28 protein-coding genes and 1 tRNA gene are annotated in these 26,553 nt (G+C 60.1%); 8 read left to right on the forward strand and 21 right to left on the reverse strand.

All coding sequences use genetic code 11. The features are described 5' to 3' along the window. Positions 1-185: 185 nt before the first annotated feature. From C0058_RS04605 to C0058_RS04645, 9 genes are all read right to left on the reverse strand, one after another. Complete coding sequence (locus tag C0058_RS04605; RefSeq protein WP_102368125.1) at positions 186-1,118, reverse strand: sigma 54-interacting transcriptional regulator; 933 nt, start codon at positions 1,116-1,118, stop codon at positions 186-188. Positions 1,119-1,520: 402 nt separating this feature from the next. After that, entirely contained in the window at positions 1,521-2,621 is a 1,101-nt protein-coding gene (ychF, locus tag C0058_RS04610; protein ID WP_102368126.1) for a redox-regulated ATPase YchF, read from the reverse strand. A gap of 23 nt (positions 2,622-2,644) precedes the next feature. Next, on the reverse strand, positions 2,645-3,229 hold the full coding sequence (gene pth / locus C0058_RS04615; protein ID WP_003208389.1) for an aminoacyl-tRNA hydrolase: 585 nt from the start codon (positions 3,227-3,229) through the stop codon (positions 2,645-2,647). A gap of 165 nt (positions 3,230-3,394) precedes the next feature. After that, positions 3,395-3,994, reverse strand: coding sequence for a 50S ribosomal protein L25/general stress protein Ctc (locus C0058_RS04620; RefSeq protein WP_003208391.1), 600 nt, complete (start codon positions 3,992-3,994; stop codon positions 3,395-3,397). 138 nt (positions 3,995-4,132) lie between these two features. After that, on the reverse strand, positions 4,133-5,074 hold the full coding sequence (locus tag C0058_RS04625) for a ribose-phosphate pyrophosphokinase (protein ID WP_003208392.1): 942 nt from the start codon (positions 5,072-5,074) through the stop codon (positions 4,133-4,135). A 45-nt stretch (positions 5,075-5,119) separates the two neighbouring features. After that, positions 5,120-5,194: transfer RNA gene (locus C0058_RS04630), tRNA-Gln, on the reverse strand. A 36-nt stretch (positions 5,195-5,230) separates the two neighbouring features. After that, the gene (gene ispE / locus C0058_RS04635; protein ID WP_003208395.1) at positions 5,231-6,082 is read right to left on the reverse strand and encodes a 4-(cytidine 5'-diphospho)-2-C-methyl-D-erythritol kinase; all 852 of its coding nucleotides are present in this window, start codon (positions 6,080-6,082) and stop codon (positions 5,231-5,233) included. A gap of 1 nt (position 6,083) precedes the next feature. Then, positions 6,084-6,701, reverse strand: coding sequence for a lipoprotein insertase outer membrane protein LolB (gene lolB, locus C0058_RS04640; RefSeq protein ID WP_008432261.1), 618 nt, complete (start codon positions 6,699-6,701; stop codon positions 6,084-6,086). Between the two features lie 4 nt (positions 6,702-6,705). Continuing rightward, on the reverse strand, positions 6,706-8,430 hold the full coding sequence (locus tag C0058_RS04645; protein ID WP_008432263.1) for a tetratricopeptide repeat protein: 1,725 nt from the start codon (positions 8,428-8,430) through the stop codon (positions 6,706-6,708). A 274-nt stretch (positions 8,431-8,704) separates the two neighbouring features. On the opposite strand from C0058_RS04645, the gene hemA reads away from it, so the two are divergent. From hemA to C0058_RS04675, 6 genes are all read left to right on the forward strand, one after another. Further along, positions 8,705-9,994: a glutamyl-tRNA reductase gene (gene hemA / locus C0058_RS04650; RefSeq protein WP_008432265.1), complete on the forward strand. Its 1,290-nt coding sequence runs from the start codon at positions 8,705-8,707 to the stop codon at positions 9,992-9,994. Then, complete coding sequence (gene prfA, locus C0058_RS04655) at positions 9,991-11,073, forward strand: peptide chain release factor 1 (protein ID WP_003208405.1); 1,083 nt, start codon at positions 9,991-9,993, stop codon at positions 11,071-11,073. The genes hemA and prfA overlap by 4 nt, the downstream gene beginning before the upstream one ends. Beyond that, the gene (gene prmC, locus C0058_RS04660) at positions 11,074-11,901 is read left to right on the forward strand and encodes a peptide chain release factor N(5)-glutamine methyltransferase (RefSeq protein WP_003208408.1); all 828 of its coding nucleotides are present in this window, start codon (positions 11,074-11,076) and stop codon (positions 11,899-11,901) included. Further along, positions 11,898-12,653, forward strand: a complete 756-nt coding sequence (locus C0058_RS04665) for a molybdopterin-synthase adenylyltransferase MoeB (RefSeq protein ID WP_102368127.1) — start codon at positions 11,898-11,900, stop codon at positions 12,651-12,653. The genes prmC and C0058_RS04665 overlap by 4 nt, the downstream gene beginning before the upstream one ends. After that, the gene (gene murI / locus C0058_RS04670; protein ID WP_003208413.1) at positions 12,646-13,440 is read left to right on the forward strand and encodes a glutamate racemase; all 795 of its coding nucleotides are present in this window, start codon (positions 12,646-12,648) and stop codon (positions 13,438-13,440) included. Before C0058_RS04665 ends, murI begins: the two co-directional genes overlap by 8 nt. A 112-nt stretch (positions 13,441-13,552) precedes the next feature. Then, positions 13,553-14,071: an acyloxyacyl hydrolase gene (locus C0058_RS04675; protein WP_003208415.1), complete on the forward strand. Its 519-nt coding sequence runs from the start codon at positions 13,553-13,555 to the stop codon at positions 14,069-14,071. Positions 14,072-14,208: 137 nt separating this feature from the next. On the opposite strand, the gene C0058_RS04680 is transcribed toward C0058_RS04675, so the two are convergent. From C0058_RS04680 to C0058_RS04735, 12 genes are all read right to left on the reverse strand, one after another. Next, positions 14,209-14,514 (reverse strand): YkgJ family cysteine cluster protein, encoded by a 306-nt coding sequence (locus C0058_RS04680; RefSeq protein WP_003208416.1) that lies wholly within the window; start codon positions 14,512-14,514, stop codon positions 14,209-14,211. A 54-nt stretch (positions 14,515-14,568) separates the two neighbouring features. After that, complete coding sequence (locus C0058_RS04685; protein WP_102368128.1) at positions 14,569-15,060, reverse strand: DUF2878 domain-containing protein; 492 nt, start codon at positions 15,058-15,060, stop codon at positions 14,569-14,571. Further along, positions 15,053-16,324, reverse strand: a complete 1,272-nt coding sequence (locus C0058_RS04690) for a cyclopropane-fatty-acyl-phospholipid synthase family protein (protein ID WP_087693767.1) — start codon at positions 16,322-16,324, stop codon at positions 15,053-15,055. Before C0058_RS04690 ends, C0058_RS04685 begins: the two co-directional genes overlap by 8 nt. After that, positions 16,311-17,117, reverse strand: a complete 807-nt coding sequence (locus C0058_RS04695) for a DUF1365 domain-containing protein (protein ID WP_003208422.1) — start codon at positions 17,115-17,117, stop codon at positions 16,311-16,313. The genes C0058_RS04690 and C0058_RS04695 overlap by 14 nt, the downstream gene beginning before the upstream one ends. Then, positions 17,114-18,361, reverse strand: coding sequence for an NAD(P)/FAD-dependent oxidoreductase (locus tag C0058_RS04700; protein WP_102368129.1), 1,248 nt, complete (start codon positions 18,359-18,361; stop codon positions 17,114-17,116). Before C0058_RS04700 ends, C0058_RS04695 begins: the two co-directional genes overlap by 4 nt. Beyond that, entirely contained in the window at positions 18,358-19,140 is a 783-nt protein-coding gene (locus C0058_RS04705; RefSeq protein ID WP_102368130.1) for an SDR family oxidoreductase, read from the reverse strand. The genes C0058_RS04700 and C0058_RS04705 overlap by 4 nt, the downstream gene beginning before the upstream one ends. After that, complete coding sequence (locus C0058_RS04710) at positions 19,137-19,559, reverse strand: nuclear transport factor 2 family protein (RefSeq protein WP_003208426.1); 423 nt, start codon at positions 19,557-19,559, stop codon at positions 19,137-19,139. The genes C0058_RS04705 and C0058_RS04710 overlap by 4 nt, the downstream gene beginning before the upstream one ends. Further along, entirely contained in the window at positions 19,552-20,997 is a 1,446-nt protein-coding gene (phrB, locus tag C0058_RS04715) for a deoxyribodipyrimidine photo-lyase (RefSeq protein WP_102368131.1), read from the reverse strand. Before phrB ends, C0058_RS04710 begins: the two co-directional genes overlap by 8 nt. Further along, entirely contained in the window at positions 20,998-21,927 is a 930-nt protein-coding gene (locus C0058_RS04720) for a MerR family transcriptional regulator (protein ID WP_008432286.1), read from the reverse strand. 3 nt (positions 21,928-21,930) lie between these two features. Continuing rightward, a complete protein-coding gene (locus C0058_RS04725; protein ID WP_008432288.1) occupies positions 21,931-22,902 on the reverse strand; it encodes a DUF523 and DUF1722 domain-containing protein in 972 nt (323 codons plus the stop codon). A gap of 112 nt (positions 22,903-23,014) precedes the next feature. Further along, positions 23,015-23,230 carry a TIGR02450 family Trp-rich protein gene (locus C0058_RS04730; protein WP_008432289.1) on the reverse strand — a complete coding sequence of 72 codons (216 nt, stop codon included), beginning with the start codon at positions 23,228-23,230 and terminating at the stop codon, positions 23,015-23,017. Continuing rightward, on the reverse strand, positions 23,227-24,213 hold the full coding sequence (locus C0058_RS04735) for an NAD(P)/FAD-dependent oxidoreductase (RefSeq protein ID WP_003208434.1): 987 nt from the start codon (positions 24,211-24,213) through the stop codon (positions 23,227-23,229). The genes C0058_RS04730 and C0058_RS04735 overlap by 4 nt, the downstream gene beginning before the upstream one ends. A 209-nt stretch (positions 24,214-24,422) precedes the next feature. Here C0058_RS04735 and C0058_RS04740 point away from each other — a divergent pair, with 209 nt between their 5' ends. Continuing rightward, complete coding sequence (locus tag C0058_RS04740) at positions 24,423-25,322, forward strand: TIGR01777 family oxidoreductase (protein ID WP_102368132.1); 900 nt, start codon at positions 24,423-24,425, stop codon at positions 25,320-25,322. A gap of 14 nt (positions 25,323-25,336) precedes the next feature. Then, positions 25,337-26,362 carry a ferrochelatase gene (gene hemH, locus C0058_RS04745; protein WP_102368133.1) on the forward strand — a complete coding sequence of 342 codons (1,026 nt, stop codon included), beginning with the start codon at positions 25,337-25,339 and terminating at the stop codon, positions 26,360-26,362. Positions 26,363-26,553: the final 191 nt, after the last annotated feature.

The raw sequence follows: 26,553 nt of genomic DNA on the forward strand, positions 1-26,553 counted from the left end.
GATTTAAATTTTTGTTTGCTTATGCGTTGATGCTTAACCACGAACGTAGACCCATCATTGCCCGTCAGGCATATGAGCCAAGCACATGGCTGGCCCGATCGGCGAAGTTGCTGATCATGTAGATGGCCTTTCCTTGAGTGGTTAAATGAAGATTTCAGTTCCAGAAAAAACTGCTGGTCCTGGGTTTAACCTGTTCCGCCGAGTGATATATCCAGTTGTTTCATCCTGTAGTACAGCGTGCGCTTGGCAACCCCCAGTTCCCCGGCTACTCCATCCACGTTGCCGCCGTGACGGCGCAGCGACTCTTCAATCAGCGATTTCTCGATTTGCTGTAGCCGCGCCTTGAGGTTCATCTCTATGTCCTGATGGTCCCTCATCGACTCTGAAAGCGGCGGAAGATCCAACACAAAGCGCTTGGCTGTCGAGCGCAGTTCGCGGACGTTGCCCGGCCAGGAATGGCATAGCAATTGTTGCAGCAGCGAGCTGGATGCCAGGGGTATCGGGTATTTAAAGTACTCGGCTTCCTGGCGGACGATGTTCAGGAACAAGGGGATAATCTGCTCGCGACGTTCGCGCAGGGGAGGGAGGCTGATGCTGATTACGTTCAGGCGAAAATACAGGTCGCGCCTGAACAACCCTTGCTCGACCATTTCGTGCAGCGAATGCTGGGCGGACGCGATAACGCGCATGTCCACCGGGATAAAGCGGGTAGAACCCAATCGCTCAACGCCCCGGGACTCCAGTACCCTCAGCAGTTTGGCTTGCAGGGTGAGGGGCATGCTGTCTATTTCGTCGAGGTACAAAGTACCCAAGTGTGCGGCTTCGACAAAGCCTGCCCGTGATTGCATCGCACCGGTGTAGGCGCCGCTGTTGACCCCGAACAGTTGGCTTTCCGCCAGGCTTTCGGGAATTGCAGCACAGTTGACGGCGACGAAGTTGCCTCGCCGGCCCGATAAGCGATGGATGCGTTGGGCCAGGGTATCTTTACCGGTGCCGGTTTCCCCCAGCAAAAGTATGTCGATGTTTAAAGCCGCAGTATTGTTGATAGTGGCTTCAATGGTTGGGCATTCAGTAAATGGATCATCCGTTTCAAACGTGCTTTGATAGGAGGCCGACATATCGCTGTTGCTCCTATTGTGTCTCATTGTTTTACTGAGGGGCTTCCCTGCTGATATGGATAAGTAGAACGGAATTTAGCTGATTTGTCATTCTGTCGGAGAGTGCGAAATAGACGTTTGTGATGTGTGAAAAACCAAAAAATCTTAAGTTAAATATTATCAAGTGGGCGCTCGCTCGTGATTGCCTGATAATGGGTCGGAATAATCTTAAACTCGGGGGTGTCAGGGAGGATTGGCGTATTTTTACGTATTGAGGGCTGTGGTTGTTTTATATGTTTGCCGTATTAAGATGTCAGGGGATATTTCAAAGTCGATCTTTGTGGAAAGTTGCAAACATCGCCCACAAAAAAGCCGATGCAGTGCATCGGCTTTTTGTTTTGCGGCATAGGCCGCAGGTAAAGCTTATACGTTGAAGCGGAAGTGCATCACGTCGCCATCCTTGACGATGTATTCCTTGCCTTCCAGGCGCCATTTACCGGCTTCCTTGGCACCGGCTTCACCCTTGAACTGGATGAAGTCGTTGTAGGCGATGACTTCGGCGCGGATGAAGCCTTTTTCGAAGTCGGTGTGGATCACGCCAGCCGCTTGCGGGGCAGTGGCACCGACCTTGACGGTCCAGGCGCGTACTTCTTCAACACCGGCGGTGAAGTAGGTCTGCAGGTGCAGCATTTCGTAGCCGGCACGGATCACGCGGTTCAGGCCAGGCTCTTCCAGGCCCAGGGCCTCGAGGAACATGTCTTTCTCTTCGCCGTCTTCCAGCTCGGCGATTTCCGCTTCGATCTTGTTGCACACTGGAACAACCATCGCGCCTTCTTCTTCGGCAATTGCCATGACCACGTCGAGCAGCGGGTTGTTCTCGAAACCGTCTTCAGCCACGTTGGCGATGTACATCACCGGCTTGGTAGTCAGCAGGTGGAAGCCCTTGATCACCGCCTTTTCGTCGGTGCTCATGTTCTTCATCAGGCTGCGTGCCGGCTTGCCCAGAGTGAAGTGGGCAATCAGTTGCTCCAGCAAGGCTTTCTGGACCACTGAGTCCTTGTCGCCGCCCTTGGCGTTACGCGTGACCTTTTGCAGTTGCTTCTCGCAGCTGTCGAGGTCGGCGAAGATCAGTTCCAGGTCGATGATCTCGATATCGCGTTTCGGGTCGACGCTGTTGGAGACGTGAATCACGTTCTCGTCTTCGAAGCAGCGGACCACGTGGGCGATGGCATCGGTCTCGCGGATGTTGGCGAGGAACTTGTTGCCCAGGCCTTCACCTTTCGACGCGCCGGCTACCAGGCCCGCGATGTCGACGAACTCCATGGTGGTCGGCAGGATGCGCTTTGGATTCACGATGGCCGCCAGGGCGTCCAGGCGTGTATCGGGCATCGGCACGATACCGGTGTTCGGTTCGATGGTGCAGAAGGGGAAGTTCTCCGCCGCAATACCGGATTTGGTCAGGGCGTTGAACAGGGTGGACTTGCCGACGTTAGGTAGGCCGACGATGCCGCAATTGAATCCCATGGTGTTTCCCCTCGGGTAAAGAGTCAGGCCTTCTGGCTGTGCAGGTTTTTCATCGCACGGTTCCATTCACCGGCGAAGATATCCGGCAGCACGCCGAGGGCAAAATCGATGCTGGCATCGAGTTTTTCCTGTTCGGCGCGTGGCGCACGACCCAGGACGAAATTTGAAACCATACTGGCAACGCCCGGGTGGCCAATGCCAAGCCGCAAGCGGTAGAACGTATTCTGATTGCCCAACTGCGCGATGATGTCGCGCAGGCCATTATGCCCGCCATGGCCGCCGCCTTGCTTGAGCTTGGCAACGCCGGGTGGCAGGTCTAGTTCGTCATGGGCCACCAGGATTTCTTCGGGTTTGATCCGGAAGAAGCCCGCAAGCGCCGCGACAGCCTGGCCGCTGCGGTTCATGTAGGTGGTGGGAATCAACAGACGAACATCCTGACCCTGATGCGAAAAGCGTCCGGTCAGGCCGAAATATTTGCGATCGGCCACAAGATTGACGCCTTGGGCGTGGGCGATGCGCTCAACAAAAAGGGCCCCCGCGTTATGCCGGGTCTGTTCGTATTCGGCGCCTGGATTTCCCAGGCCAACGATCAGTTTAATGGCAGTCACGACAGGGGCCCTTCCTTTGGAGTTGTGGATAACATCGCCGTTGGTGCGGCGAAAGTGGACGACAAAAACTCATTAACCGTTAGAGGCCAACTTCGCATTCTCGCCCGCTTTCTCGCTACGTTCCGGTCCGCGATGTTTCCTCAAGCTCCGGCATTACAGAGTGAATTACTCTGCAGCGCCTTCTTCAGCTTCTGGTGCAACGCGTGGAGCGTGTACGTTTGCAACAGCTTTGTCGTCACCGTGAGCCAGTGCAACGAACTCAACGCCTTTAGGAGCCTTGAGGTCGGACAGGTGAACGATTGCGCCGATTTCCAGAGCCGACAGGTCGACTTCGATGAACTCAGGCAGGTCTTTCGGCAGGCAGGTCACTTCGATCTCGGCGATAACGTGCGAAACTTCGCCGCCTTTCTTGACCGGAGCTTCTTCACCAACAAAGTGCACAGGCACGATAGCGGTCAGTTTCTGACCAGCTACTACGCGTACGAAGTCAGCGTGCAGCACGTGGCCTTTAGCTGGGTGACGTTGCAGTGCCTTGATGATGACGTTCTGCTTGGTGCCGCCAACGTTCAGCTCGATGATGTGGCTGTAAGCCGCGTCGTTTTCGAGCAGTTTGGCGATTTCTTTAGCCAGCATGCTGATGGATTCAGGGGCTTTTTCGCCACCGTAAACTACAGCTGGAACCAGGCTTGCGAGACGACGCAGGCGGCGGCTCGCACCTTTCCCCAGGTCGGAACGCAGTTCAGCATTCAAAGTAAAATCGTTCATGTTGTATCTCCAAAATAACCACATTCGCCCTAGCGTTTGCGACCAGCGCTAAAGGCGATATGGGCAAAAAAGCCCCGCCCCAACAGAATGCTGGGGCGGGGCGCTTTTCGTCAGGTTGATGCTGCTAAGGTTTGACCCTTAACGGAACATCGCGCTGATCGATTCTTCGTTGCTGATGCGGCGAACCGCTTCGGCAACTACCGGTGCGATATCCAGTTGACGGATACGCGAACAGGCTTGAGCGGCAGCGGACAACGGGATGGTGTTAGTCACCACCAGTTCGTCCAGCATTGAGTTCTCGATGTTCTCGATCGCTCGGCCCGACAGCACAGGGTGTGTGCAGTAGGCGAAGACTTTTGCTGCACCGTGCTCTTTCAAGGCTTTCGCCGCGTGGCACAGGGTGCCGGCGGTGTCGACCATGTCATCAACCAGAATACAGGTACGCCCTTCGACATCACCGATGATATGCATCACTTCAGAGTGATTGGCTTTCTCGCGGCGTTTGTCGATGATCCCGAGATCCACGCCCAGGGATTTGGCAACAGCCCGTGCACGCACGACGCCACCAATGTCCGGGGACACGATCATCAGGTTTTCAAAGCGCTGGTCTTCGATGTCATCCACCAGGACGGGGGAGCCGTAGATGTTATCTACCGGAATATCGAAGAACCCCTGGATTTGGTCAGCGTGCAGGTCAACCGTGAGAACACGGTCGATACCTACCACGGTCAGCATGTCAGCAACGACTTTCGCGCTGATAGCCACACGTGCGGAACGCGGACGGCGATCCTGACGGGCATAACCAAAGTAAGGGATTACAGCTGTGATTCGAGTCGCTGAGGAGCGGCGGAAGGCATCAGCCATCACGACGAGTTCCATCAGGTTATCGTTGGTCGGAGCGCAAGTCGGCTGAATAATGAAGACATCTTTACCGCGGACGTTTTCATTGATCTCGGCTGTAATTTCGCCGTCGGAGAATTTACCGACAGAGATGTCACCGAGAGGGATATGCAGCTGACGTACAACACGCCGAGCCAGATCGGGGTTAGCATTCCCCGTAAAGACCATCATCTTGGACACGCGCAGTACCTAGAGGCTGAGGGTAACCTGGATGAGTATAGAAAATGGCAGGGGCGGCTGGATTCGAACCAACGCATGGCAGGATCAAAACCTGCTGCCTTACCGCTTGGCGACGCCCCTGTATCTGTTGCAACGAGTACCCAGTACTCGGTTCCTTTAGAGCAGACTTTGCAGCTTGCGATGCAACATCGAAACGTTGCTTCCCTTTGCTACAAACCCTGTAAGGGTCTCTGTAAGAAGGGCCGAGACTTTATCAGCTTCAGCTTTGCTTGGGAAGCCCCCAAACACACAACTTCCAGTTCCGGTTAATTTTGCTTCGGTAAAATTACCTAACAAATTCAAAGCGTTACGTACATCTGGATAACGCCTTGCTACAACCGGTAAGCAGTCATTTCGACTGTTTCCCTTGGGAACGGGGCGCACTTTAATGGGAGGAGAGTTACGTGTCAACAGTGGATCTGAAAAAATTTCTGCTGTACTTACAGATACTTGCGGAACAAGCACGACATACCACGGCTCTTCGGGGTCTACAGGGGTGAGTTTCTCCCCCACGCCTTCGGCAAAAGCGGCGTGCCCACGCACGAAAACCGGGACGTCCGCGCCCAGTGTCAGGCCCAGCGCCGCCAGGCGATCATGGTCCCAACCCAGTTGCCACAAGTGATTCAGGCCGAGCAATGTCGTTGCGGCATTTGAGCTGCCGCCACCGATGCCGCCGCCCATGGGCAGGATTTTTTCGATCCAGATGTCGATGCCCAATGGGCAACCGGATTGTTCCTGGAGTTTTTTCGCGGCCTTCACAATCAGGTTGCTGTCGTGAGGCACGCCGTCGAATTCGGTGTGCAACTGGATCACGCCGTCATCGCGAACGGCGAAGGTCAGCTCATCGCCGTAGTCGAGAAATTGAAAAATCGTCTGCAACTCGTGATAGCCGTCTTCACGGCGACCGAGAATGTGCAGCATCAAATTCAGTTTGGCCGGGGAGGGCAGGGTCAGGCGTTGCTCGTTCATCTCACTGCCCCAGCTTGCGCGGTTGCCAGTCCTTGATCACCAGCGTGACGTCAAGGTCGGTGCCATGCAGCTTGATGCGCTCGGGCAGCCAGTAACCGTTCTGTTGCACATAGCTCAGGTATTCGACCTGCCAGCCATCCTGTTCCAGCGAAGCCAGGCGGCTGTCGCCATTGAGGCTCAGGCGGCTCTTGCTGTCTGGCGCAGGAAGACCGCGTACCCACCACACCAGGTGCGATACGGGGAGTTTCCAGCCCATCTGTTCTTCCAGCAGGGCTTCCGGCGTTGGCGCTTCATAGCGGCCCTGATTGGCCACTTCCAGGCTGACTTGCCCCGGCCGGCCGGTCAGGCGTGCCGCACCGCGGCCCAGCGGGCCAGACAGGCGAATGTCGTAATAGTCCTGGCGTTGCAGCCAGAACAAGGTGCCGCTGCCCGAATCTTTCGGGGCGCGAATGCCCACCTTGCCCTCGATCTGCCAGCCATCAAGGCTGCTCAGTTGATCCTTGTGCTGCTGCCACTGCGCCGGGTTGCCCGGGCCTTCGACAGATTCACGGGTGCCAAGACCGGAACAGCCGGCAAGCAGGGCAATAAAGCTGAAAACGATAACGTGGCGCAAAAACATAAAGTTAAAGGGTCTCGGATCCGGTCAGGCGCTTGATGGTGCTGCGCAGGATTGGGCTTTCGGGCTGTTCCTTGAGGAACTTCTCCCAGATTTGTCGCGCTTCACGCTGCTTGCCATTGGCCCAGAGCACTTCGCCCAGGTGTGCGGCGACTTCCTGGTCGGGGAAGCGCTCCAGCGCCTGGCGCAACAAGCGTTCGGCTTCGTCCAGGTTGCCCAGGCGGTAATTCACCCAGCCGAGGCTGTCGAGTACGGCCGGGTCTTCCGGGTTGAGCTGGTGAGCTTTTTCAATCAGCTCCTTGGCTTCGGCGTAACGCGTTGTACGGTCGGACAAGGTGTAACCCAGGGCGTTCAGTGCCATGGCATTGTCCGGATCGCGCTTGATGATCAGGCGCAGGTCTTTTTCCATCTGCGCCAGGTCATTGCGTTTTTCCGCCTGCATGGCGCGGGTGTACAGCAGGTTCAAGTCGTCCGGATATTGCAGCAAGGCTTGCTGGAGGATTTTCCAGGCGCGATCGCCCTGCTTGTTGGCCGACAGGGTCTCGGCCTGGATCAGGTACAGCTGGATCGCGTAGTCCGGTTCGGCATCCCGTGCGGCAGCCAGGCGTTTTTCCGCCTCGTCGGTACGGCCGTTGTTCATCAGGATATCGGCCTGGCGCAGTTGCGCAGGCAGGTAGTCATTGCCGGCGCCGACCTGGGCGTATTCAAGCAATGCAGCCTGCGGGTCGTTACGCTCTTCAGCGATACGGCCCAGGTTCAGGTGCGCCGAATCCACGTGGCTCTCGCGGGCGATCAGGTCTTCCAGGTAACCCTTGGCCTCATCCCAGGCCTTGGCTTCCAGGCACACCAGCGCCAGGGAGTAGCGCAATTCGTCATCGTCCGGGTATTGCTGCACGAGGTTGGCGAACTGCACCTTGGCGTCTTCCATGCGGTCCTGTTCAACCAGCATGCGGGCATAGGTCAGCAGCAGGCGTTTGTCGCCCGGGTACTTCTTGATGCTTTTTTCCAGCAGCGGAATCGCTTCCTTGCCGCGGTTGAGGTTTTGCAGCAGGCGGGCACGCAGCAGGATCGGCGCGATCTCGCCCTCTTCCGGCGGGTGTTGCTCCAGCAGCTTCAGCGCAGCCTCGGGCTCATCATCCTGTTGCAACAACAGCGCCTTGCCGAAAATCAGCTGGCTGTTGTTCGGGTGTTTTTGCAGCAGGCGGTCGAAACTCTTCATCAGGCCGTTGCGGGTGTCCTGATCGGTGTCGGCGGCCGACAGCGCGAGGAAGTCGAAATGCGTGTCGCCCTTGCCCTGCAGGACCTTCTCCATATACACCATGGAGTCGTCATAGCGCCCGGCGCGGGCCAGTTGAATGGCCGCTGCCCGTTGTGCCTCGAGATCGTCCGGGGCGTTTTTCGCCCAGATCAGCGAGGAGTCCAGGGCCGCCTGATCGGCGCCCAGGTACTCGGCGATGCGAAACGCCCGCTCCGAAATCCCCGGATCCTGAGTATTGATGGCCTGGGTCACGTAGTTATCCAGGGCAATGTCGAAACGATTGCGCTGGCCGGCCAGCTCCGCGCTCAGCAGGCTGAAGATCGTCTCTTCACTGAACGAGGAATAAACCTTGGGCTTTTCAGGGGCGGGGGTGCTGTCTTCTACCGGCGGCGTACCGTCCGGCGACACGGGTGCCATGGCCTGGCAGCCGCTGAGAAAGACAAAAGCAAGGAGCAACGCGGAAGATCTATTCATATAGGAAGAGGACGACTAACCTGCGGTCGGATCATCATGACACAAGCCTTCGGCCAAACATAACCGTGTAGGAGCGAGCTTGCTCGCGAAGAACCAGAGGACAACGCGTTTTATCCCGTAAGCCAGCGTTATCGTTAACGACCATCGCGAGCAAGCTCGCTCCTACAGATGGCCTTTATAGGCGTAAGCTACTAGGACAATAGCCTACGGTGGTTGTTCTGAATCATTCGAAGTAGGACAATTGTCGGCTTCCCGACATCATCAGCGATATTGAATGGCCTTCCTTGCACTCGGTATTAACCACAAGACTGCTTCTGTAGACGTCCGCGAGCGCGTGGCTTTTACTCCCGAGCAGTTGGTTGAGGCCTTGCAGCAGCTCTGCCGGCTCACCGACAGTCGCGAAGCTGCGATCCTTTCGACCTGTAATCGCAGCGAGCTCTATATAGAGCAGGAACATCTTTCAGCGGATGTGGTGCTGCGCTGGCTGGCCGATTACCACCATTTGAGCCTCGATGAGCTGCGCCAAAGCTCATATGTGCACGAAGAGGATGCGGCAGTTCGTCACATGATGCGCGTCGCCTCCGGGCTGGATTCGCTGGTGTTGGGCGAACCGCAGATTCTCGGCCAGATGAAGTCCGCCTACGCCGTGGCCCGCGAGGCCGGCACCATCGGCCCGCTGCTGGGGCGCCTGTTCCAGGCCACCTTCAACTCCGCCAAGCAGGTGCGCACCGACACCGCCATCGGTGAAAACCCGGTGTCCGTGGCGTTTGCCGCCGTCAGCCTGGCCAAACAGATTTTCAGTGACTTGCAGCGCAGCCAGGCCCTGCTGATCGGCGCCGGCGAGACCATCACCCTGGTCGCCCGCCACCTGCACGAACTGGGCGTAAAGCGCATCGTCGTCGCCAACCGTACCCTGGAACGCGCCAGCATCCTGGCCGAGCAGTTCGGTGCCCACGCGGTGTTGCTCTCCGACATCCCGGCCGAGCTGGTGCGCAGCGACATCGTCATCAGCTCTACTGCCAGCCAGTTGCCGATCCTCGGCAAGGGCGCGGTGGAAAGCGCCCTGAAACTGCGCAAGCACAAGCCGATCTTCATGGTGGATATCGCCGTTCCCCGGGATATCGAGCCTGAAGTCGGCGAGTTGGACGACGTTTACCTCTACAGCGTCGACGACCTGCACGAAGTGGTCGCCGAAAACCTGAAGAGTCGCCAGGGCGCTGCCCAGGCTGCCGAGGAAATGGTCAGCACCGGTGCCGACGATTTCATGGTGCGCCTGCGTGAACTGGCGGCAGTGGACGTGCTCAAGGCCTACCGTCAGCAAGGCGAACGCCTGCGGGACGAGGAATTGATCAAGGCCCAGCGTATGCTCGCCAACGGCAGCAGCGCCGAAGACGTGCTGATGCAGTTGGCGCGCGGCCTGACCAACAAATTGCTGCATGCTCCCAGTGTCCAGTTGAAAAAGCTTACCGCCGAAGGCCGCCTCGATGCGCTGGCCATGGCCCAGGAACTCTTTGCCCTCGGTGAGGGCGCGACAGAAAGCTCTTCGGATAAAAAACCGCAATGAAAGCGTCACTGCTCAATAAACTGGACGTCCTTCAGGACCGTTTCGAAGAACTGACCGCCTTGCTCGGCGATGGCGAGGTCATCTCCGATCAGACCAAGTTCCGCACCTATTCCAAGGAATACGCGGAAGTTGAACCGATCGTGGGCACCTATAAACAGTTGCTCAAGGTTCAGGCTGACCTCGAAGGCGCCCAGGCGCTGCTCAAGGACAGCGACCCGGACATGCGCGAAATGGCCGTTGAAGAAGTGCGAGAGGCCAAGGACAAGCTGATCGAACTGGAAGGCGACCTGCAACGCATGCTGTTGCCCAAGGACCCGAACGATGGGCGCAACGTGTTCCTTGAAATCCGCGCCGGCACCGGCGGTGACGAAGCGGCGATTTTCTCCGGCGACCTGTTCCGCATGTATTCGCGCTATGCCGAGCGTCGCGGCTGGCGTGTGGAGATTTTGTCCGAGAACGAAGGCGAACACGGCGGCTATAAAGAAGTCATCGCCCGGGTTGAGGGCGAGAATGTCTACGGCAAACTGAAGTTCGAATCCGGCGTGCACCGCGTGCAGCGGGTGCCGGCCACGGAATCCCAGGGCCGTATCCACACCTCGGCGTGCACCGTGGCCGTGTTGCCCGAGCCCGACGAGCAGGAAGCCATCGAGATCAACCCGGCAGACCTGCGGGTCGACACCTACCGCTCATCGGGCGCCGGTGGCCAGCACGTCAACAAGACCGACTCGGCGATCCGTATCACTCACTTGCCTTCGGGCATCGTGGTGGAGTGCCAGGAAGAACGTTCCCAGCACAAGAACCGTGCGCGGGCCATGTCCTGGCTGTCGGCCAAGCTGAATGACCAGCAGACCAGCGCCGCCGCCAATGCGATTGCCAGCGAGCGTAAGCTGCTGGTGGGCTCGGGCGACCGTTCCGAGCGCATTCGTACCTACAACTTTGCCCAGGGCCGGGTCACCGACCACCGCGTCAACCTGACGCTGTACTCCCTGGACGAAATCCTCGCCGGTGGCGTCGATGCGGTAATCGAGCCGTTGTTGGCCGAATACCAGGCCGACCAGCTTGCGGCGATAGGTGAATAAATGACCATTATTGCCAGTTTGTTACGCGCCGCCGACCTGCCGGACTCGCCGACTGCGCGCCTGGACGTGGAATTGTTGCTGGCCGCCGCCTTGGGCAAGTCCCGCAGCTACCTGCACACCTGGCCGGAAAAAATCGTCAGCAGTGAACACGCGCTGACCTTTGCCGACTACCTGCAACGCCGTCGTGCCGGCGAGCCCGTGGCCTACATCCTCGGCCAGCAAGGCTTCTGGAAGCTCGACCTGGAAGTGGCACCGCACACGCTGATCCCGCGTCCGGAAACCGAGATGCTGGTGGAAGCCGCCCTGGAATTGCTGCCTGCCACACCGGCCAAGGTCCTGGACCTGGGCACCGGCAGCGGCGCGATTGCCCTGGCCCTGGCCAGCGAACGCCCGGCCTGGCAAGTCACGGCGGTCGACCGCGTGCTGGAAGCTGTGGCCCTGGCCGAACGCAACCGCCAGCGCCTGCACCTGAACAACGCCACGGTGCTGAACAGCCATTGGTTCAGTGCCCTCGAAGGCCACACTTACAACCTGATCATCAGCAACCCACCTTATATAGCCGACACCGACCCGCACCTGGTGGCCGGTGACGTGCGCTTTGAACCGGCCAGCGCGCTGGTATCCGGGCATGACGGCCTGGACGACCTGCGGCTGATCATCGCCCAGGCACCTGCGCACCTCGACGCCGCAGGTTGGTTGCTGCTGGAACACGGTTACGACCAGGCGCCCGCCGTGCGCGACCTGCTGCTGGGGGAAGGCTTTGAAGAAGTCCACAGCCGCATCGACCTGGGCGGCCACGAACGCATCACGTTGGGACGCCGCCCGTGATGAACGACCAGGAGCTGTTGCGCTATAGCCGGCAGATTCTGTTGCAGCATGTCGACATCGAAGGCCAGTTGCGCCTGAAAAACAGCCGCGCGCTGATCGTCGGCCTGGGTGGCCTCGGTTCGCCGGTGGCGCTGTACCTGGCGGCGGCGGGGGTGGGTGAGCTGCATTTGGCGGATTTCGACACTGTCGACCTGACCAACCTGCAACGCCAGATCATTCACGACACCGACAGCGTCGGCCTGAGCAAGGTCGACTCGGCGATTCGCCGCCTGGGCGCGATCAATCCTGAAATACAGCTGGTTGCCCATCGCAGCGCGCTGGATGAGGATTCCCTCGCGGCCGCCGTGGCGGTGGTCGATGTGGTACTGGATTGCAGCGACAACTTCTCCACCCGCGAAGCGGTCAACGCTGCGTGTGTCGCTGCCGGCAAGCCTTTGGTGAGCGGTGCGGCGATTCGCCTCGAAGGCCAGCTGTCGGTGTTCGACCCTCGTCGCGCCGAAAGCCCCTGCTACCACTGTTTATACGGGCACGGCAGCGACGCCGAACTGACCTGCAGCGAAGCCGGCGTCATCGGCCCGTTGGTGGGCCTGGTCGGCAGCCTGCAGGCCCTGGAAGCCTTGAAGTTACTGGCCGGTTTCGGCGAGCCGTTGGTGGGGCGGCTTTTGTTGATCGACGCCCTGACCACGCGTTTTCGCGAGCTGCGGGTCAAGCGTGACCCCGGTTGCATCGTCTGCGGTAGCCAACATGGTTAAGGATGCGCCGATTGGTGTGTTCGACTCCGGTGTCGGCGGCCTGTCGGTGCTGGACGAAATCCAGCGTCTGCTGCCCCATGAGTCGCTGCTGTACGTGGCGGATGGCGGGAATATCCCCTACGGCGAGAAAACCCCGGCGTTCATCCTCGATCGTTCGCGACAGGTGGCGGCGTTCTTCCGTGAGAAGGGCGCCAAAGCGTTTGTGATTGCCTGCAACACGGCGACCGTTGCGGCGGTTGCCGATTTGCGCCAGGACTATCCCGACTGGCCATTGGTGGGCATGGAACCGGCAGTCAAACCCGCGGCTGCCGCGACCCGCAGTGGCGTCGTCGGCGTGCTGGCGACCACCGGCACCCTGCAAAGCGCCAAGTTCGCCGCCTTGCTCGACCGCTTCGCCACCGATGTGCGGGTAATCACCCAACCCTGCCCGGGCCTGGTGGAGCTGATCGAAACCGGCGACCTGGACAGCCCGGCCCTGCGCCTGCTGTTGCAAGGCTACGTGGAGCCGCTGATTGCGGCCGGTTGCGACACCATCATCCTTGGCTGCACCCACTACCCGTTCCTCAAGCCCCTGCTCGCCGAGATGCTCCCGCCGACGATCATTTTGATCGACACCGGGGCGGCAGTAGCGCGTCAATTGCAACGTCTTTTGAGTGATCGCGAACTGCTGGCCACTGGCAATCCGCCGCCTGTACAGTTCTGGACCAGCGGCGATCCGCAGCATCTAAGAAATATCCTACCGACCCTATGGAAATCTCCCGGAGTTGTGCGTAGTTTTGGCGTGTGAAAAAAACGTGAAATAACGCCTTTATCCGCTGAACTTCTGGCTATACGGCAGCTTCTATAGCAAGTTAGCCGGTACAAAATCATACAACTTCGTTCGGAAGGGATGTTTCTCTATGAAGCGCTTGTTCTGTTTGGCTGCGATTGCGGCCGCAATGTTGGGGCACTCTTTTTCCGCACAGGCGGCAGGCCTGGAACTTGGGGTGGGAAGTACGAGCGATTCGACCATGACCTATCGGTTGGGGCTGACCTCGGACTGGGATAAAAGCTGGTGGCAGACCGATACGGGGCGCGTGACCGGGTACTGGAGCGGCGCCTACACCTACTGGGACGGTGACAAGCGGGCCAGCGTCAGCAGCCTGTCGTTCTCACCCGTGTTTGTGTATGAGTTTGCCGGGGAGAGGGTGAAGCCGTACATCGAGGCCGGCGTGGGTGTGGCCGTGTTCTCCCGCACGCGGGTAGAAGACAACAATATCGGCCAGGCTTTCCAGTTTGAAGACCGGCTGGGCTTTGGCTTGCGCTTTGTCGGTGGCAGTGAAGTGGGGATTCGGGCCACCCATTACTCCAATGCCGGGATCAGCAGCAATAACGATGGTGTAGAGAGTTATTCGCTGCACTACACGCTGCCGTTGTAGTTTTTTAAGCACACTGCAAAACCATTGTGGGAGCGGGCTTGCTCGCGAAAGCGGTATATCAGCCACGAATCAGTTGACTGACACACCGCTTTCGCGAGCAAGCCCGCTCCCACATTGGCTACTCATTGGTTCCGAAATCAGCGATACACCGTCGCAATCCCCTGGCGCTCATCGATGCACTCCGGCGCGCCCATCTCGAATTCCCGGCAGATCAGCGGCCGCTTCTCGTAAATCGTGCACATCATCGTGTCGCGGTCCAGCGCCGCGCACCAGCCGTCATCCAGGCGCAGCATGACTTCGCCGCCCCAATCGTCGGTATCGATAAAGCGATCGGGCACGCCGGTGTCGGTGATCAGCATGACTTCCAGCTGGCAGCAGCACGCGGCGCAGGTGGAGCAGGTGACGGCAGGTTCGGCGATTTGGGTATGGGGGATGTTGGTCATAGGCGCGCAGTGTAAGGCAAGCGGCTCATAGGTGTGTGAAAGGGCTGACGGACGTCAATGCGCCAACTGCCTGGCGACCCAATGCAACAACGGAAAAATCATCCCCCAGAGTAACGCCAGGCCGATGACGGTCGGCACGGTGCCATAGCCGAAACTCACCCCGGCCAGTTGGCTGCCCGCGTAATAGGACAACGGCCCGCCCACCGCCCCCAACAAGCTCGCACGCCACCAGGGCTGCGCGCTCCAGGCCAGGCAATGGCGTAGCGTGGTCGCTAGCAATGCCCACAACAGGATCAGCCACCATGGTGCCAACGGTCCGGGCAGGCTGAAATGAAACACGCCGAATGCTCGTAGCACGGTGTCGATCACGGTGCCCAACATGGTGACGGCAAGAATCACCTGGCCTTCCGCTGACCACGAACTTATCCACAGCAGGTGGATTACCAGCACCGCCAACCCCACCAACAGCCACAGACTGTCGCCGCCCAGCACACAGGCAAACCAGCCGCACTGGAACAGCACGGCATTTGCCAGTGGTTTAAGCATCAAAGCGCCCGAGCAGTGGCTGGGTCAGCGCCGCCGGCTTGGCCAGCAGCATCTGCGCGGTGCCGATGGTGCGCTCCATAAAGCCGCCTTCGCAGTAGCACAGGTAAAACTCCCACAGCCGCAGGAAGTATTCGTCGTAGCCCATTTCCGTCAGGCGGCTGTGGGCGCGACGAAAGTTCTCATGCCACAGGCGCAGGGTTCGCGCGTAGTGCAGGCCGAAGTCCTCCATGTGCAGCAGGTTCATGTCAGTGTCGCGGCTGACGACCTCCAGCATCTTCTGTACACAGGGCAGGGCGCCGCCGGGGAAGATATAGCGCTGGATAAAATCCACGCTGCTCTTGGCCTGTTCGTAGCGCTGTTCACGAATGGTGATGGCTTGCAGCAACATCAGGCCGTTGCTCTTGAGCAACTGCGCGCACTGTTTGAAATAGGTCGGCAGGAAGCGGTGGCCCACGGCTTCGATCATCTCGATCGACACCAGCTTGTCGTACTGCCCGGTCAGGTCGCGGTAGTCCTCCAGCAGCAACGTCACCTGATTCTGCAAACCCAGGGCCTCGATGCGTTTTTCAGTGTAGGCAAACTGCTCTTTGGACAGGGTCGTGGTGGTGACCTTGCAGCCGTACTGCTGCGCGGCATAAATCGCCATGCTGCCCCAGCCGGTGCCGATTTCCAGCAGGTGGTCGGACGGTTTCAGCGCGAGCTTCTGGCAGATGCGTTCCAGTTTGTTCAGTTGTGCCTGTTCCAGTGTGTCATCGGCGGTGAGGAACTGCGCGGCCGAATACATCATGGTCGGGTCGAGGAATTCCTCGAACAGGTCGTTGCCCAGGTCGTAGTGGGCGGCGATGTTTTTCTGCGAGCCCTTGCGCGTATTGCGGTTGAGCCAGTGCAGGCCCTGGGTGAAGGGCCGCGCCAGTTTCGCCAGCCCACCTTCCAGCGCATCCAGCACGTCGAGGTTGCTGACCATCACCCGTACCACGGCGGTCAGGTCCGGGCTGCTCCAGTAACCATGGATAAATGCCTCGCCGGCGCCGATGGAGCCGTTGGCCGCCACCAGCCCCCACACGGCTGAATCGAGGATCTGGATCTCCCCCAGCAGGTGCGCTTCCCGTGCGCCGAAGACTTGCCGTTCGCCGTCCTCGATCACCACCAACTGGCCGTGGCGCAGTTGGCCGAGCTGGCGCAGCACGGCTTTGCGCAGCAGCGCGGCGGTCATGCCGTTGACGTTCAAGCGGTTGGATTTGACCGATAAGCTAGGGGATTTCATGGCGGCGATCCTTGGTGTAACCGACTGCGGTGCGAGAAGCGCCTTCGGCGGCGTGATGGGAAAAAATCGGCGTGCGTTTAAGCAAGAGGCGCAAGGCCTGCCAATAAATGGCCAGGCAGGTCTTGGCTGTCATCCACGGGAAGCGCCACAGGTAGCGGTGCAGGCTGGCGCGGTTCAGGGCTTCGCGTTGCAGGCTCAAGGTGGCGTCGAAGACTTTCAGTTCGCCCTGCCAGTCGGCCATATGCACGCCGAGCCTGGCGGCGGGCGGGCTGAAGCTCATGCGGTATTCCAGGTCCCGGGGCAAGAACGGCGACACATGAAACGCCTTGGCCACGGCGAAGTGCTGATGCTCACCGGCAGGCAGCGCCTGGGCTGGCAGCACGTAGTGATAGCGCTCGCGCCACGGGGTGTTGGTCACTTCACAAAGGATCGCGGCCAGCGTTCCGTCGGCCTCGAAGCAGTAGAAGAAACTCACCGGGTTAAAGGCCAGGCCCCAACTGCGGGCCTGGGTCAGCAGGCAGATAACGCCCGAGGGGATGCGCCCCAGGGCCTTGCCGACTTCTTGGCGTACGGCATCGGTCAAGCTCATGCCGTGACGGGTAAATTCACGCAGGTAATCCTGCTGGCGAAACGCGAACGGCGCCCAGCGCTCGCCCGCCAATGGCGACAAGCCGAACACTTCGTCCTGTTCGCTGAGGTCCAGGTACAGCAGGCCGATCCGGTAGCGGAAGGCATGGCCCTTTGGCGTAAACCGCCGATGGGCGATCCAGCCGCTGTACAGGGCGCTGTTCACAGGATTTCCCCGAACGCCTTGGCCACGCGCAATGCGCTGACCACGCCGTCTTCGTGGAAACCGTTGGCCCAGTAGGCGCCGCAATAATAGGTGTGCTGCGTGCCGTGCAGTTCTTCCCAGCGCGCTTGGGCGGCCACGGCGGCCAGGCTGTATTGCGGGTGGGCGTAGGTGTAGCGGGCGAGGACTTTGAGCGGGTTGATCAGCGCCGTTTGATTGAGGCTCACGCAAAAGGTGGTGGTGCTGTCGATGCCCTGCAGGATGTTCATGTCGTAGGTCACCGCCGCCTGTTTTTGCGCGCGGCCATCCAGGCGGTAATTCCAGCTGGCCCAGGCCAGTTTGCGGTCGGGCAGCAGACGGGTATCGGTGTGCAGGACGACGTCATTGTCGGCGTAGGGCAGGGCGCCAAGGATCTGTTGCTCGGCCAGGCTCGCATCCCCCAGCAAGGCCAGAGCCTGGTCGCTGTGGCAGGCGAACACCACCTTGTCGAATGCCTCGCTGCCGGCGGCGCTGTGGATAACTGCGCCGATGGCTGAACGCTCAACCCGGGTGACCGGGCAATTGAGGCGGATATTTTCGCGGAAGGACTGGGTCAGCGGTTCGATATAGCGGCTGGAACCGCCTTCGATCACGCACCACTGCGGCCGGTTGCTCACCGACAACAAGCCATGGTTCTTGAAGAACCGCACGAAGAATTGCAGGGGAAACCCGAGCATGTCAGCCAGGGACATCGACCAGATCGCCGCGCCCATCGGCACGATGTAGTGCTGGATAAATCGCTGGCCGTAGCCGCCCGCTTGCAGGTACTCGCCCAGGGTCATCTCGGCGCTGATGCGTTGCTCTTGCAGGTCCAGGGGCGCCTGGCGGTTGAAGCGCAGGATATCGCGCAACATGCCCCAGAACCCCGGCGACAGAATATTCCGGCGCTGGGCAAACAGGCTGTTGAGGTTGTTGCCGTTGTACTCGAACCCGGCGTTCGGGTCGCACACCGAAAAGCTCATCTCGGTGGGTTTGTACGTCACGCCAATTTGCCCCAGCAGCTTGATGAAGTTGGGATAGGTCCAGTCGTTGAACACGATAAAGCCGGTGTCCACCGCATGGCTTTTGCCTTCCACTGTGACATTCACCGTGTGAGTGTGGCCGCCGATGCGGTCGCCCGCTTCGAACAGGGTGATGTCGTGGCGGCGACCGAGCAGGTAGGCGCTGGTCAGCCCGGCAATGCCGCTGCCGATAATGGCGATCTTCACAGGTCGTCCTTTCTCGGCGGCGGGCTGCGCAGCATGCGTTTGCCAATGATCAACTGGACGCGGTTCGGCAGTTTCGACAGTGGCCACAAGGCGGCAATAAACAGGGCAGGGAAGGCAATTTCCAATGGGCGGTTTTGCAGCTTGGCGAAGATATGTCGCGCGGCCTTGTCCGCCGGCCAGCTCAGGGGCATCGGGAAATCATTGCGGGCGGTCAGCGGCGTGTCGACAAACCCCGGGCTGACCACGGTGACGTCGATCCCTTCAGGCGACAGGTCGATACGCAGGGACTCGAACAGGTAACGCAGGCCCGCCTTCGACGCACCATAGGCTTCCGCCCTGGGCATCGGCAGGTAGGTCACCGCACTGGCCACACCGACCAGGTGCGGTGTATGACCGGCACGCAACAGCGGCAGCGCGGCCTCTATGCAGTAACTGCTGGCCAGCAGGTTGGTGCGCACCACGTGCTCGATGATCGAGGAATCAAACTGCCTGGCATCCACGTATTCGCAGGTGCCGGCATTCAGGATCACCGTATCCAGCGAACCCCAGGCCACCGCGATGTGTTCACCGATCTCGCGTACGGTCTGGCTGTTGGTCAGGTCGCCGGCCACCACCAGCACTTGCCCGGGGTATTGCTGGGCAAGCTGTTCCAGGGGCGCCTTGGAGCGGGAACTGAGGGCCACATGGGCACCGCTTTCGAGCAGCGTCTTGGCCAGTTCGGCCCCGATGCCACTGCTGGCACCGGTCAACCAGTAACGACGTGGAAGGTTAAGGCTCATCCCATTCTCCTTTTCAGCCAGCTGACCACACCGCCAAGGACCGGCACGTGTTCATACAGCAACTGTCCAGCGTCAAAATAATCCCGGTGGCGATACACCTTGTCGCGCCACAGCAGGTGCGAGCAGCCTTCCACACGAATCACTTCGCCCTTGGCCAGGCGCGGGTGGCAGAAGCTCATTTTCCAGCGCAGGTAGCCTTCGCCTTCCGCCACTTGATCAAAGCCATGGAAGTCAAAGCGCAACTGGGTAACGTTGTCGTACAGCTCGGCGAAGTAGCGGTGCAACGCCGGCAGCCCGTGCACCTCGTGCAGTGGGTCGGTGAAACTGATGTCCTGGCTGTACAGGCCGTCGAGCAGGTGCAGGTTGTGCTTGTCCACACTGGCGAACACCTGGGCGAAGCGGCGCAGGAAATCACTCATAAGCACCTCCGACCGCCTGGCGTGAAGGCAGGCTGCGGAAAGCGGCGAGGGCGCGCTCGCGGGATTTTTTCAAGTCGACGATAGGACGAGGATAGTCGGCCACACCAAACAGGCCGCCCACGGCGTCGGGGTTGTGCACTTCCTTTTTGTTCAGCGCCGCCAGTTGCGGCAGCCAGTGCTTGATAAATACACCTTCGCCGTCGAATTTTTCCGATTGGCTCAAGGGGCTGAAAATCCGGAAGTACGGGGCCGAGTCGGTGCCGGTGGACGAACTCCACTGCCAGCCACCGTTGTTGGCTGCCAGATCGCCGTCGATCAGGTGACGCATGAAAAAGCGCTCGCCTTCGCGCCAGTCGATCAGCAGGTTTTTGGTCAGGAACATCGCCACCACCATGCGCAGGCGATTGTGCATCCAGCCGGTTTCCAGCAGCTGGCGCATGGCGGCGTCGATGATCGGCAGGCCGGTGCGTGCTTCCTGCCACGCTTTCAAGTCTTCCGGGCTGTTACGCCAGGCCACGGCTTCGGTCTCCGGGCGGAATGCGCGGTGGCGCGAGACCCGTGGGTAGCCCACCAGAATATGTTTGTAGAACTCGCGCCACAGCAGCTCGTTGATCCAGGTAATCGCGCCGATGTCGCCGCTTTCGAATTCACCCTGGTTGCTTTGCAGCGCGGCATGCAGGCACTGGCGCGGTGAAACCACGCCCGCTGCAAGGTAGGCCGAAAGCTGGCTGGTACCGGGCTTGGCCGGGAAGTCGCGTTCGTCCTTGTAGTAGCTGATTTGTGCGTCGGCGAACTGGTCGAGACGGCGCCGGGCTTCGGCTTCGCCGGCAGGCCACAGGGCGCGCAAGGCTTCGCTCGGGGTAGCGAAGCCCTCGACGTGATCCGGAACCTCGTCGCTTTTGAGTGTGAGCGGCGCCTGCGCCTTGGGCGTGGCGACCAAACGCGGCAAGGCGCCATGCAGGCGGCTGTAGCAGACCTTGCGGAACTGGCTGAACACCTGGAAGTAGGTGCCGGTCTTGGTCAGCACGCTGCCGGGCTGGAAAAACAACTGGTCCAGATAGGTGTGGAATGTGATGCCTTGAGCTTCGAGGGCCTTGGCCACAGCGGCGTCGCGGCGCTCTTCGTGGATGCCGTATTCGTCATTGACGTGCACCGACTCCACCGACAGTTCCTGGCACAGGCCTGCCAAAACTTCAGGTGCTTGATCCCAAGTGTCGGCATGGCGGATCAATAACGGAATGTTCAACTCGCTCAGTGCCGAGCTCAAGCGCTGCAGGTTGCGCAGCCAGAAATCGACCTTGCACGGCGCGTCATCGTGGGCCAGCCATTGCCCGGGGCTGATCAGGTAGACGGCCGCTGTCGGGCCACGCTGTGCGGCGGCGGCGAGGGCGGTGTTGTCATGTAGGCGCAGGTCGGTGCGCAGCCAGATCAAGTGCATTTAAATAAGTCCACGCTGGATCAGTACCTGATGGGCCGACAACGGGTCTTCGGCCAGGAGCAATTCAGGAATCTCTTGGGTTAATACGGACAGCTCCGCCTGGTGGATGCATACCGTTGGTCCGGTTATCAGTTTTGGGCAACTGAAGCCGCTCAACAGTTTGCCCAGCACCGAGGTATGGAGTGCCTTGCTCGAATACAGCAGTACCGCACGGGGTTGCAGATGCTCGACGGCCAGGGCCAGTTCGCCCACCGGCAATGGCCAGTCGAAAACTTCCACCGGGCAATCGGCGCTGCTGGCGAGCCAGGCGGTGAGCCACAGGTGCGGCTCCAGCGGCAGGTCGGAATGGTTGATCAGCAGCAGGGGGGCGCCGTTGAGCTGGCGGTTGTTGTGATACATCCGCGCACCGAATTTGCTGCGCAGCCAGGAATAGAAAAATACCCGTTCCATCTGCGCGCCGAACTGGCCTTGCCAGCGCAGTTCGAGCTCCTTGAGCAACGGCAATAACAGTTGCTCGCACAAGGTGCGCGGCGGGTACAGCGCCATGGCCTGGTTGAAGGCATCATCCACCCGGCGCTCGGCCAGTTCGCTGATGGCCTGCACCAGGTGCTGGCGGCGGTTGTGCCATTCGTTTTCCACCGGCGGTTCGCTGGTGGCTTGCGCGGTGTCGATCAGGCTCTTGACCTGGCTGACCGGCACACCGCGGTTGAGCCAGGTCAGGATGGTATGGATGCGTTGCACGTGCTCGGCACTGAACAGGCGGTGCCCCTTGGGCGTGCGCTGGGGCACGATCAGCCCGTAGCGCCGCTCCCAGGCGCGCAAGGTCACGGCGTTGACGCCGGTCTGGCGCGCCACTTCGCGGATCGGCAGCCAGCCTTGTTCGATGGCCTCGGCGATGTCTTCGCCAGGTTCTTGCAGGGGAAAAGTCATAGGTTAAATCGCATTACGCAGGCTGAGGTTTTCCGGGTGCGGTTGCAGGTAGGCCTGCTGCGCGATATAGCGGTCCGGATGCTGGCGAAAGTGGTGCTTGAGCAGCGTCAGCGGTACCACCAGCGGCACGATGCCCTGGCGGTATTGGCTGATGATGGTCTGCATTTCCTGTTTATCTTCGGCGCTGATGGCTTGCTTGAGGTAGCCGCTGATGTGTTGCAGCACGTTGGTGTGGGTGCCGCGTGTGGCGCACTGGGTCAGGGCGCTCATCAGTTCGCTGAAGTAGCCGGCGGCCAAGGCGCCCAGGTCGACGTCCCTGGGCATGCTGCCCAGCAGGTTGCCGAGGCTTTTGTAATGCACCGGGCTGTGGGCCATCAGCAGGTATTTGTAGCGCGAGTGAAATTCCAGCAGGCGGTGACGGGTCAGGCCTTCGGCGAGCAGTTGCTGCCAGGTGGCGTAGACGAACACCCGGGTCAGGAAGTTTTCCCGCAGCACCGGGTCATTCAGCCGACCGTCTTCTTCCACCGGCAGGTTGGGGTGGCGCGCACAAAACGCCTGGGCGTAGATGCCGCGCCCGCCGCCGTCGATGGGCATGCCGTTGTCCTGATAGACCTTGACCCGTTCCAGGCCGCAGGACGGGGATTTCTGCATGAAGATGTAACCGCAGAGGTCGGTGTGTTCAGCGGCCATTTGCTGGCCGTAATCGTCCAGCGGCTGGGTCACGTTAAGTTCGCGGTTTACGGTGCCAACGGCCTGTGGATTGAGCGGGTCGCCCACCAGGCGAATCGGCTCGCGGGGGATGCCCAGGCCAATGGCGACTTCAGGACACAGCGGCACGAAGTCGAAATAATCGGCCAGGGTCTGGCTACACAGCTGGGATTGTTTATGCCCGCCGTTGAAGCGCACGTTCTCGCCCAACAGGCAGGCGCTGATGGCGATTTTCGGTTTGCCGGTGGCGGGCAGGGTGCTGGACATGGCCAAACCTCGATGAAATTCCTGTACAGAGTTAAATTTCTGTACAACTTAATCTCATCATAGGTTTGAAGCTGTACAAGTCAAATAATTTGTACAGGTATTTGCGGAATGGCTATTTCCAGCCGATTTTCCAGTCTTCGGCGTTTTGCAGGGTTTGCCAGGCCAGGCGCTGCACGCGATGGCTCATCACGGCTTCCAGCTCGATTTCCTGCACATCGCCTTCGTCATCACGCAGCAGTTTGGTCACCAGAAAATGTTTTTCCTTGTACTGCGGGCGGGCTGCTGTCCACTTCGACAGCAGCAACTTGGCGGGATTGATGCGGTTCATCGCAGGTGCTCGATCAACCGCCGCGCCGCCTCCTGGCCGCTGAGCCACGCACCTTCCACGCGGCCTGACAGGCACCAGTCGCCACATACATACAGGCCCAAGTCGGCGTCGGCCAGCACGCCAAATTCATGGCTGGTGGACGGCCGCGCGTACAGCCAGCGGTGGGCGAGGGTGAAGGATGGCGCCGGCATGGCGCTGTGCAGCAGTTCGGCAAAGGCGCCGTGCAGGTGTTCGATCACGGCTTCCTTGGACAGGTCCAGGTGTTGCTTGCTCCAGGTGCTGGTGGCGTGCAAAACCCAGGTGTCGAGGGTGGTGTCGCGCCCCGGTTTGCTGCGGTTGCGCGCCAGCCAGTCCAGCGGGCTGTCCTGGACGAAGCAGCCTTCCATGGGCGTATCCAGCGGCTTGTCGAAGGCCAGGGCAATGGCCCAGGTCGGGTCCATCTTGACCCCGGCGGCGACACTCGCCAGCTTGGGCGCAGCGGCCAGCAAGGCAGTGGCCTGGGGCGCCGGGGTGGCGATGATCACGTGGCTGAACGGGCCGTGGCTTTCGCCGTCGGCGTCCAGCAGGTTCCAGTGATGTTTACCCTGGAACACCTCGGTGATGCGGCAACCGAACTGCACCGGCAAGTCATCGAGCAGGGCGCGGGTGATCGCGCTCATGCGCGGCGTGCCGACCCAGCGGATCTGTTCATCGGGGGAGGGCGTCAGTTGGCCGGACTTGAAGTTGTACAGCTGTGGCTTCCATTGCTCGGCGCAACCATTGGCCTGCCAGCGTTGCACCTCGTTGACGAAGCGCCGGTCGCGGGCGGTGAAGTACTGTGCGCCCATGTCCAGCGAGCCCGCATCGCTGCGCTTGCTGGACATGCGACCGCCACTGCCGCGGCTTTTATCGAAGAGTTGTACAACGTGCCCCGCGTCTTTCAACGCTCGGGCGGCGGAGAGACCGGCGATGCCGGTGCCAATGATCGCGATGGGAACAGTCATGGGAGGCCTCGTTTTACCGTTGGGTACAGACTACGCCGACACCAATAGCTGTACAATATTGTTTTTTGGTATAAGTTTTGGCGTACCTGATCGTTTGGCGTGACCTATGGTTAAACCTGAAGGTTTAACCAGCGTTGCGCCCGATTAAAACATCCCTGTTTATAAAATAGACTAACGGTGGTCGGCGAACGTTACACGAGGAACAACTCATGCACATTTTGCTGACCGGCGGTACCGGTTTGATCGGCCATCAACTTTGCCAATACTGGCTTGCCCAGGGCCATCGCCTCACGGTCTGGAGCCGCCATCCCGAACAAGTGGCTAAATTGTGCGGCGCCCAGGTGCGTGGCGTCGCCCGCCTGCAGGACATAAACGAGGCGGTGGACGCGGTGGTCAACCTGGCCGGCGCGCCGATTGCCGACCGGCCCTGGACGCATAAACGCAAGGCGCTGTTGTGGAGCAGCCGTATCGGCCTCACCGAAACGCTGCTGGCCTGGCTTGAGGGCCTTGAGCACAAACCGGCGGTGTTGATCTCCGGTTCCGCGGTGGGCTGGTACGGCGACGGCGGTGAGCGCGAGCTGACCGAAGACAGCGGCCCGGTGCAGGACGATTTCGGCAGCCAGTTATCCATTGCCTGGGAAGAAACCGCCCAGCGTGCCGAGGCATTGGGCATCCGCGTGGTACTGGTGCGTACCGGGCTGGTGCTGGCGGCGGAGGGCGGCTTTTTGTCGCGGCTGTTGCTGCCGTTCAAACTGGCGCTGGGCGGGCCTATCGGCAATGGTCGGCAGTGGATGCCATGGGTCCATATAAAGGATCAAATCGCCCTGATTGATTTTCTTCTGCACAAGACCGATGCCAGCGGTCCTTATAATGCCTGCGCGCCACACCCGGTACGCAACCTGGAGTTCGCCAAGACCCTGGGCAAGGTGCTGCACCGCCCGGCGTTCATGCCCATGCCGGCGTTTGCCTTGCGTATCGGCCTGGGCGAGTTGTCCGGTTTGTTGCTGGGTGGCCAGCGGGCTTTGCCGCAGCGGCTGTTGGCGGCCGGTTTCACTTTCCAGTTCACTGAGTTGCATGCGGCCCTGGACGACTTGTCCAGCCGCCTCTAGAGATAGGATGTTGCATGACGGATCACGCGTTGTTACTGGTCAACCTGGGTTCACCGGCGTCCACTTCGGTGGCGGATGTGCGCAGCTACCTCAATCAGTTCCTGATGGACCCTTACGTCATTGACCTGGCATGGCCGGTTCGGCGTTTGCTGGTGTCGCTGATCCTGATCAAGCGCCCGGAGCAATCGGCCCATGCCTACGCCTCGATCTGGTGGGACGAAGGCTCGCCGCTGGTAGTTCTTAGCCGTCGCTTGCAACAACAGATGATTGCACAGTGGACCCAGGGGCCGGTGGAGTTGGCCATGCGCTATGGCGAGCCGTCGATTGAAAGCGTACTGACCCGGCTGGCGTCCCAAGGCATCCAGAAAGTGACCCTGGCGCCGTTGTACCCGCAGTTTGCCGACAGCACCGTGACCACGGTAATCGAAGAGGCCCGGCGCGTGGTGCGGCACAAAAAGCTGGCGATCGAGTTTTCGATTCTGCAGCCGTTCTACGATGAACCGGAGTACCTGGACGCCTTGGCCAACAGCGCCAGAGCCTATGTGGAAGAGGATTTCGATCACCTCCTGCTGAGCTTTCATGGGTTGCCCGAGCGCCACCTGAAAAAGCTCGACCCTACGGGGCAACACTGCTTCAAGGACGCCAACTGCTGCCAGAACGCCTCTCCCGAGGTGCTTGCCACGTGCTATCGCGCGCAGTGTTTCAGCGTTGCGCGGGATTTTGCCGAGCGCCTTGGCTTGCCGGATGGCAAATGGTCGGTGGCGTTCCAGTCGCGGCTGGGCCGGGCCAAGTGGATCGAACCGTACACCGAGGCACGCCTTGAAGCGTTGGCTCAACAGGGCGTGAAGAAGCTGCTGGTGATGTGCCCGGCGTTTGTTGCGGACTGCATCGAGACACTGGAGGAAATTGGTGATCGCGGCCTGGAGCAATTCCGCGAGGCGGGGGGCGAGGAGTTGGTGTTGGTGCCGTGCCTGAATGATGACCCGCAGTGGGCGGCGGCGCTCAATACCCTGTGTGAAAGAGCGCCGGTCGCGCTGTAATCAAGCCGAGTGAGGACTGAATGTGGGAGCGGGCTTGCTCGCGAAGGCGGTGGGTCAGTTAATGAAGATGGCGACTGACACACCGCTTTCGCGAGCAAGCCCGCTCCCACATTGACTGTGCCCACTCTGAATTTTCGGTGTTACTCGTGATGCGGCTCGCCCAGGAAGGTCAGGGAACTGGAAAAAGCGCC

Source organism: Pseudomonas sp. NC02, assembly GCF_002874965.1.
Lineage (GTDB): Bacteria > Pseudomonadota > Gammaproteobacteria > Pseudomonadales > Pseudomonadaceae > Aquipseudomonas.

Bases quoted from the DNA above. Each gene is read 5' to 3' on its own strand.
- C0058_RS04620 (WP_003208391.1), bottom strand. From the start codon at position 3,994: ATGAACGATTTTACTTTGAATGCTGAACTGCGTTCCGACCTGGGGAAA.
- lolB (WP_008432261.1), bottom strand. From the start codon at position 6,701: ATGTTTTTGCGCCACGTTATCGTTTTCAGCTTTATTGCCCTGCTTGCC.
- C0058_RS04605 (WP_102368125.1), bottom strand. From the start codon at position 1,118: ATGTCGGCCTCCTATCAAAGCACGTTTGAAACGGATGATCCATTTACT.
- C0058_RS04730 (WP_008432289.1), bottom strand. From the start codon at position 23,230: ATGAACCGCATCAATCCCGCCAAGTTGCTGCTGTCGAAGTGGACAGCA.
- prmC (WP_003208408.1), top strand. From the start codon at position 11,074: ATGACCATTATTGCCAGTTTGTTACGCGCCGCCGACCTGCCGGACTCG.
- ychF (WP_102368126.1), bottom strand. From the start codon at position 2,621: ATGGGATTCAATTGCGGCATCGTCGGCCTACCTAACGTCGGCAAGTCC.
- C0058_RS04690 (WP_087693767.1), bottom strand. From the start codon at position 16,324: ATGAAATCCCCTAGCTTATCGGTCAAATCCAACCGCTTGAACGTCAAC.
- C0058_RS04710 (WP_003208426.1), bottom strand. From the start codon at position 19,559: ATGAGTGATTTCCTGCGCCGCTTCGCCCAGGTGTTCGCCAGTGTGGAC.
- C0058_RS04705 (WP_102368130.1), bottom strand. From the start codon at position 19,140: ATGAGCCTTAACCTTCCACGTCGTTACTGGTTGACCGGTGCCAGCAGT.
- phrB (WP_102368131.1), bottom strand. From the start codon at position 20,997: ATGCACTTGATCTGGCTGCGCACCGACCTGCGCCTACATGACAACACC.
- C0058_RS04685 (WP_102368128.1), bottom strand. From the start codon at position 15,060: ATGCTTAAACCACTGGCAAATGCCGTGCTGTTCCAGTGCGGCTGGTTT.
- C0058_RS04720 (WP_008432286.1), bottom strand. From the start codon at position 21,927: ATGACTTTTCCCCTGCAAGAACCTGGCGAAGACATCGCCGAGGCCATC.
- C0058_RS04675 (WP_003208415.1), top strand. From the start codon at position 13,553: ATGAAGCGCTTGTTCTGTTTGGCTGCGATTGCGGCCGCAATGTTGGGG.
- C0058_RS04725 (WP_008432288.1), bottom strand. From the start codon at position 22,902: ATGTCCAGCACCCTGCCCGCCACCGGCAAACCGAAAATCGCCATCAGC.
- C0058_RS04735 (WP_003208434.1), bottom strand. From the start codon at position 24,213: ATGACTGTTCCCATCGCGATCATTGGCACCGGCATCGCCGGTCTCTCC.
- C0058_RS04740 (WP_102368132.1), top strand. From the start codon at position 24,423: ATGCACATTTTGCTGACCGGCGGTACCGGTTTGATCGGCCATCAACTT.
- hemH (WP_102368133.1), top strand. From the start codon at position 25,337: ATGACGGATCACGCGTTGTTACTGGTCAACCTGGGTTCACCGGCGTCC.
- ispE (WP_003208395.1), bottom strand. From the start codon at position 6,082: ATGAACGAGCAACGCCTGACCCTGCCCTCCCCGGCCAAACTGAATTTG.
- C0058_RS04645 (WP_008432263.1), bottom strand. From the start codon at position 8,430: ATGAATAGATCTTCCGCGTTGCTCCTTGCTTTTGTCTTTCTCAGCGGC.
- hemA (WP_008432265.1), top strand. From the start codon at position 8,705: ATGGCCTTCCTTGCACTCGGTATTAACCACAAGACTGCTTCTGTAGAC.
- C0058_RS04680 (WP_003208416.1), bottom strand. From the start codon at position 14,514: ATGACCAACATCCCCCATACCCAAATCGCCGAACCTGCCGTCACCTGC.
- murI (WP_003208413.1), top strand. From the start codon at position 12,646: ATGGTTAAGGATGCGCCGATTGGTGTGTTCGACTCCGGTGTCGGCGGC.
- prfA (WP_003208405.1), top strand. From the start codon at position 9,991: ATGAAAGCGTCACTGCTCAATAAACTGGACGTCCTTCAGGACCGTTTC.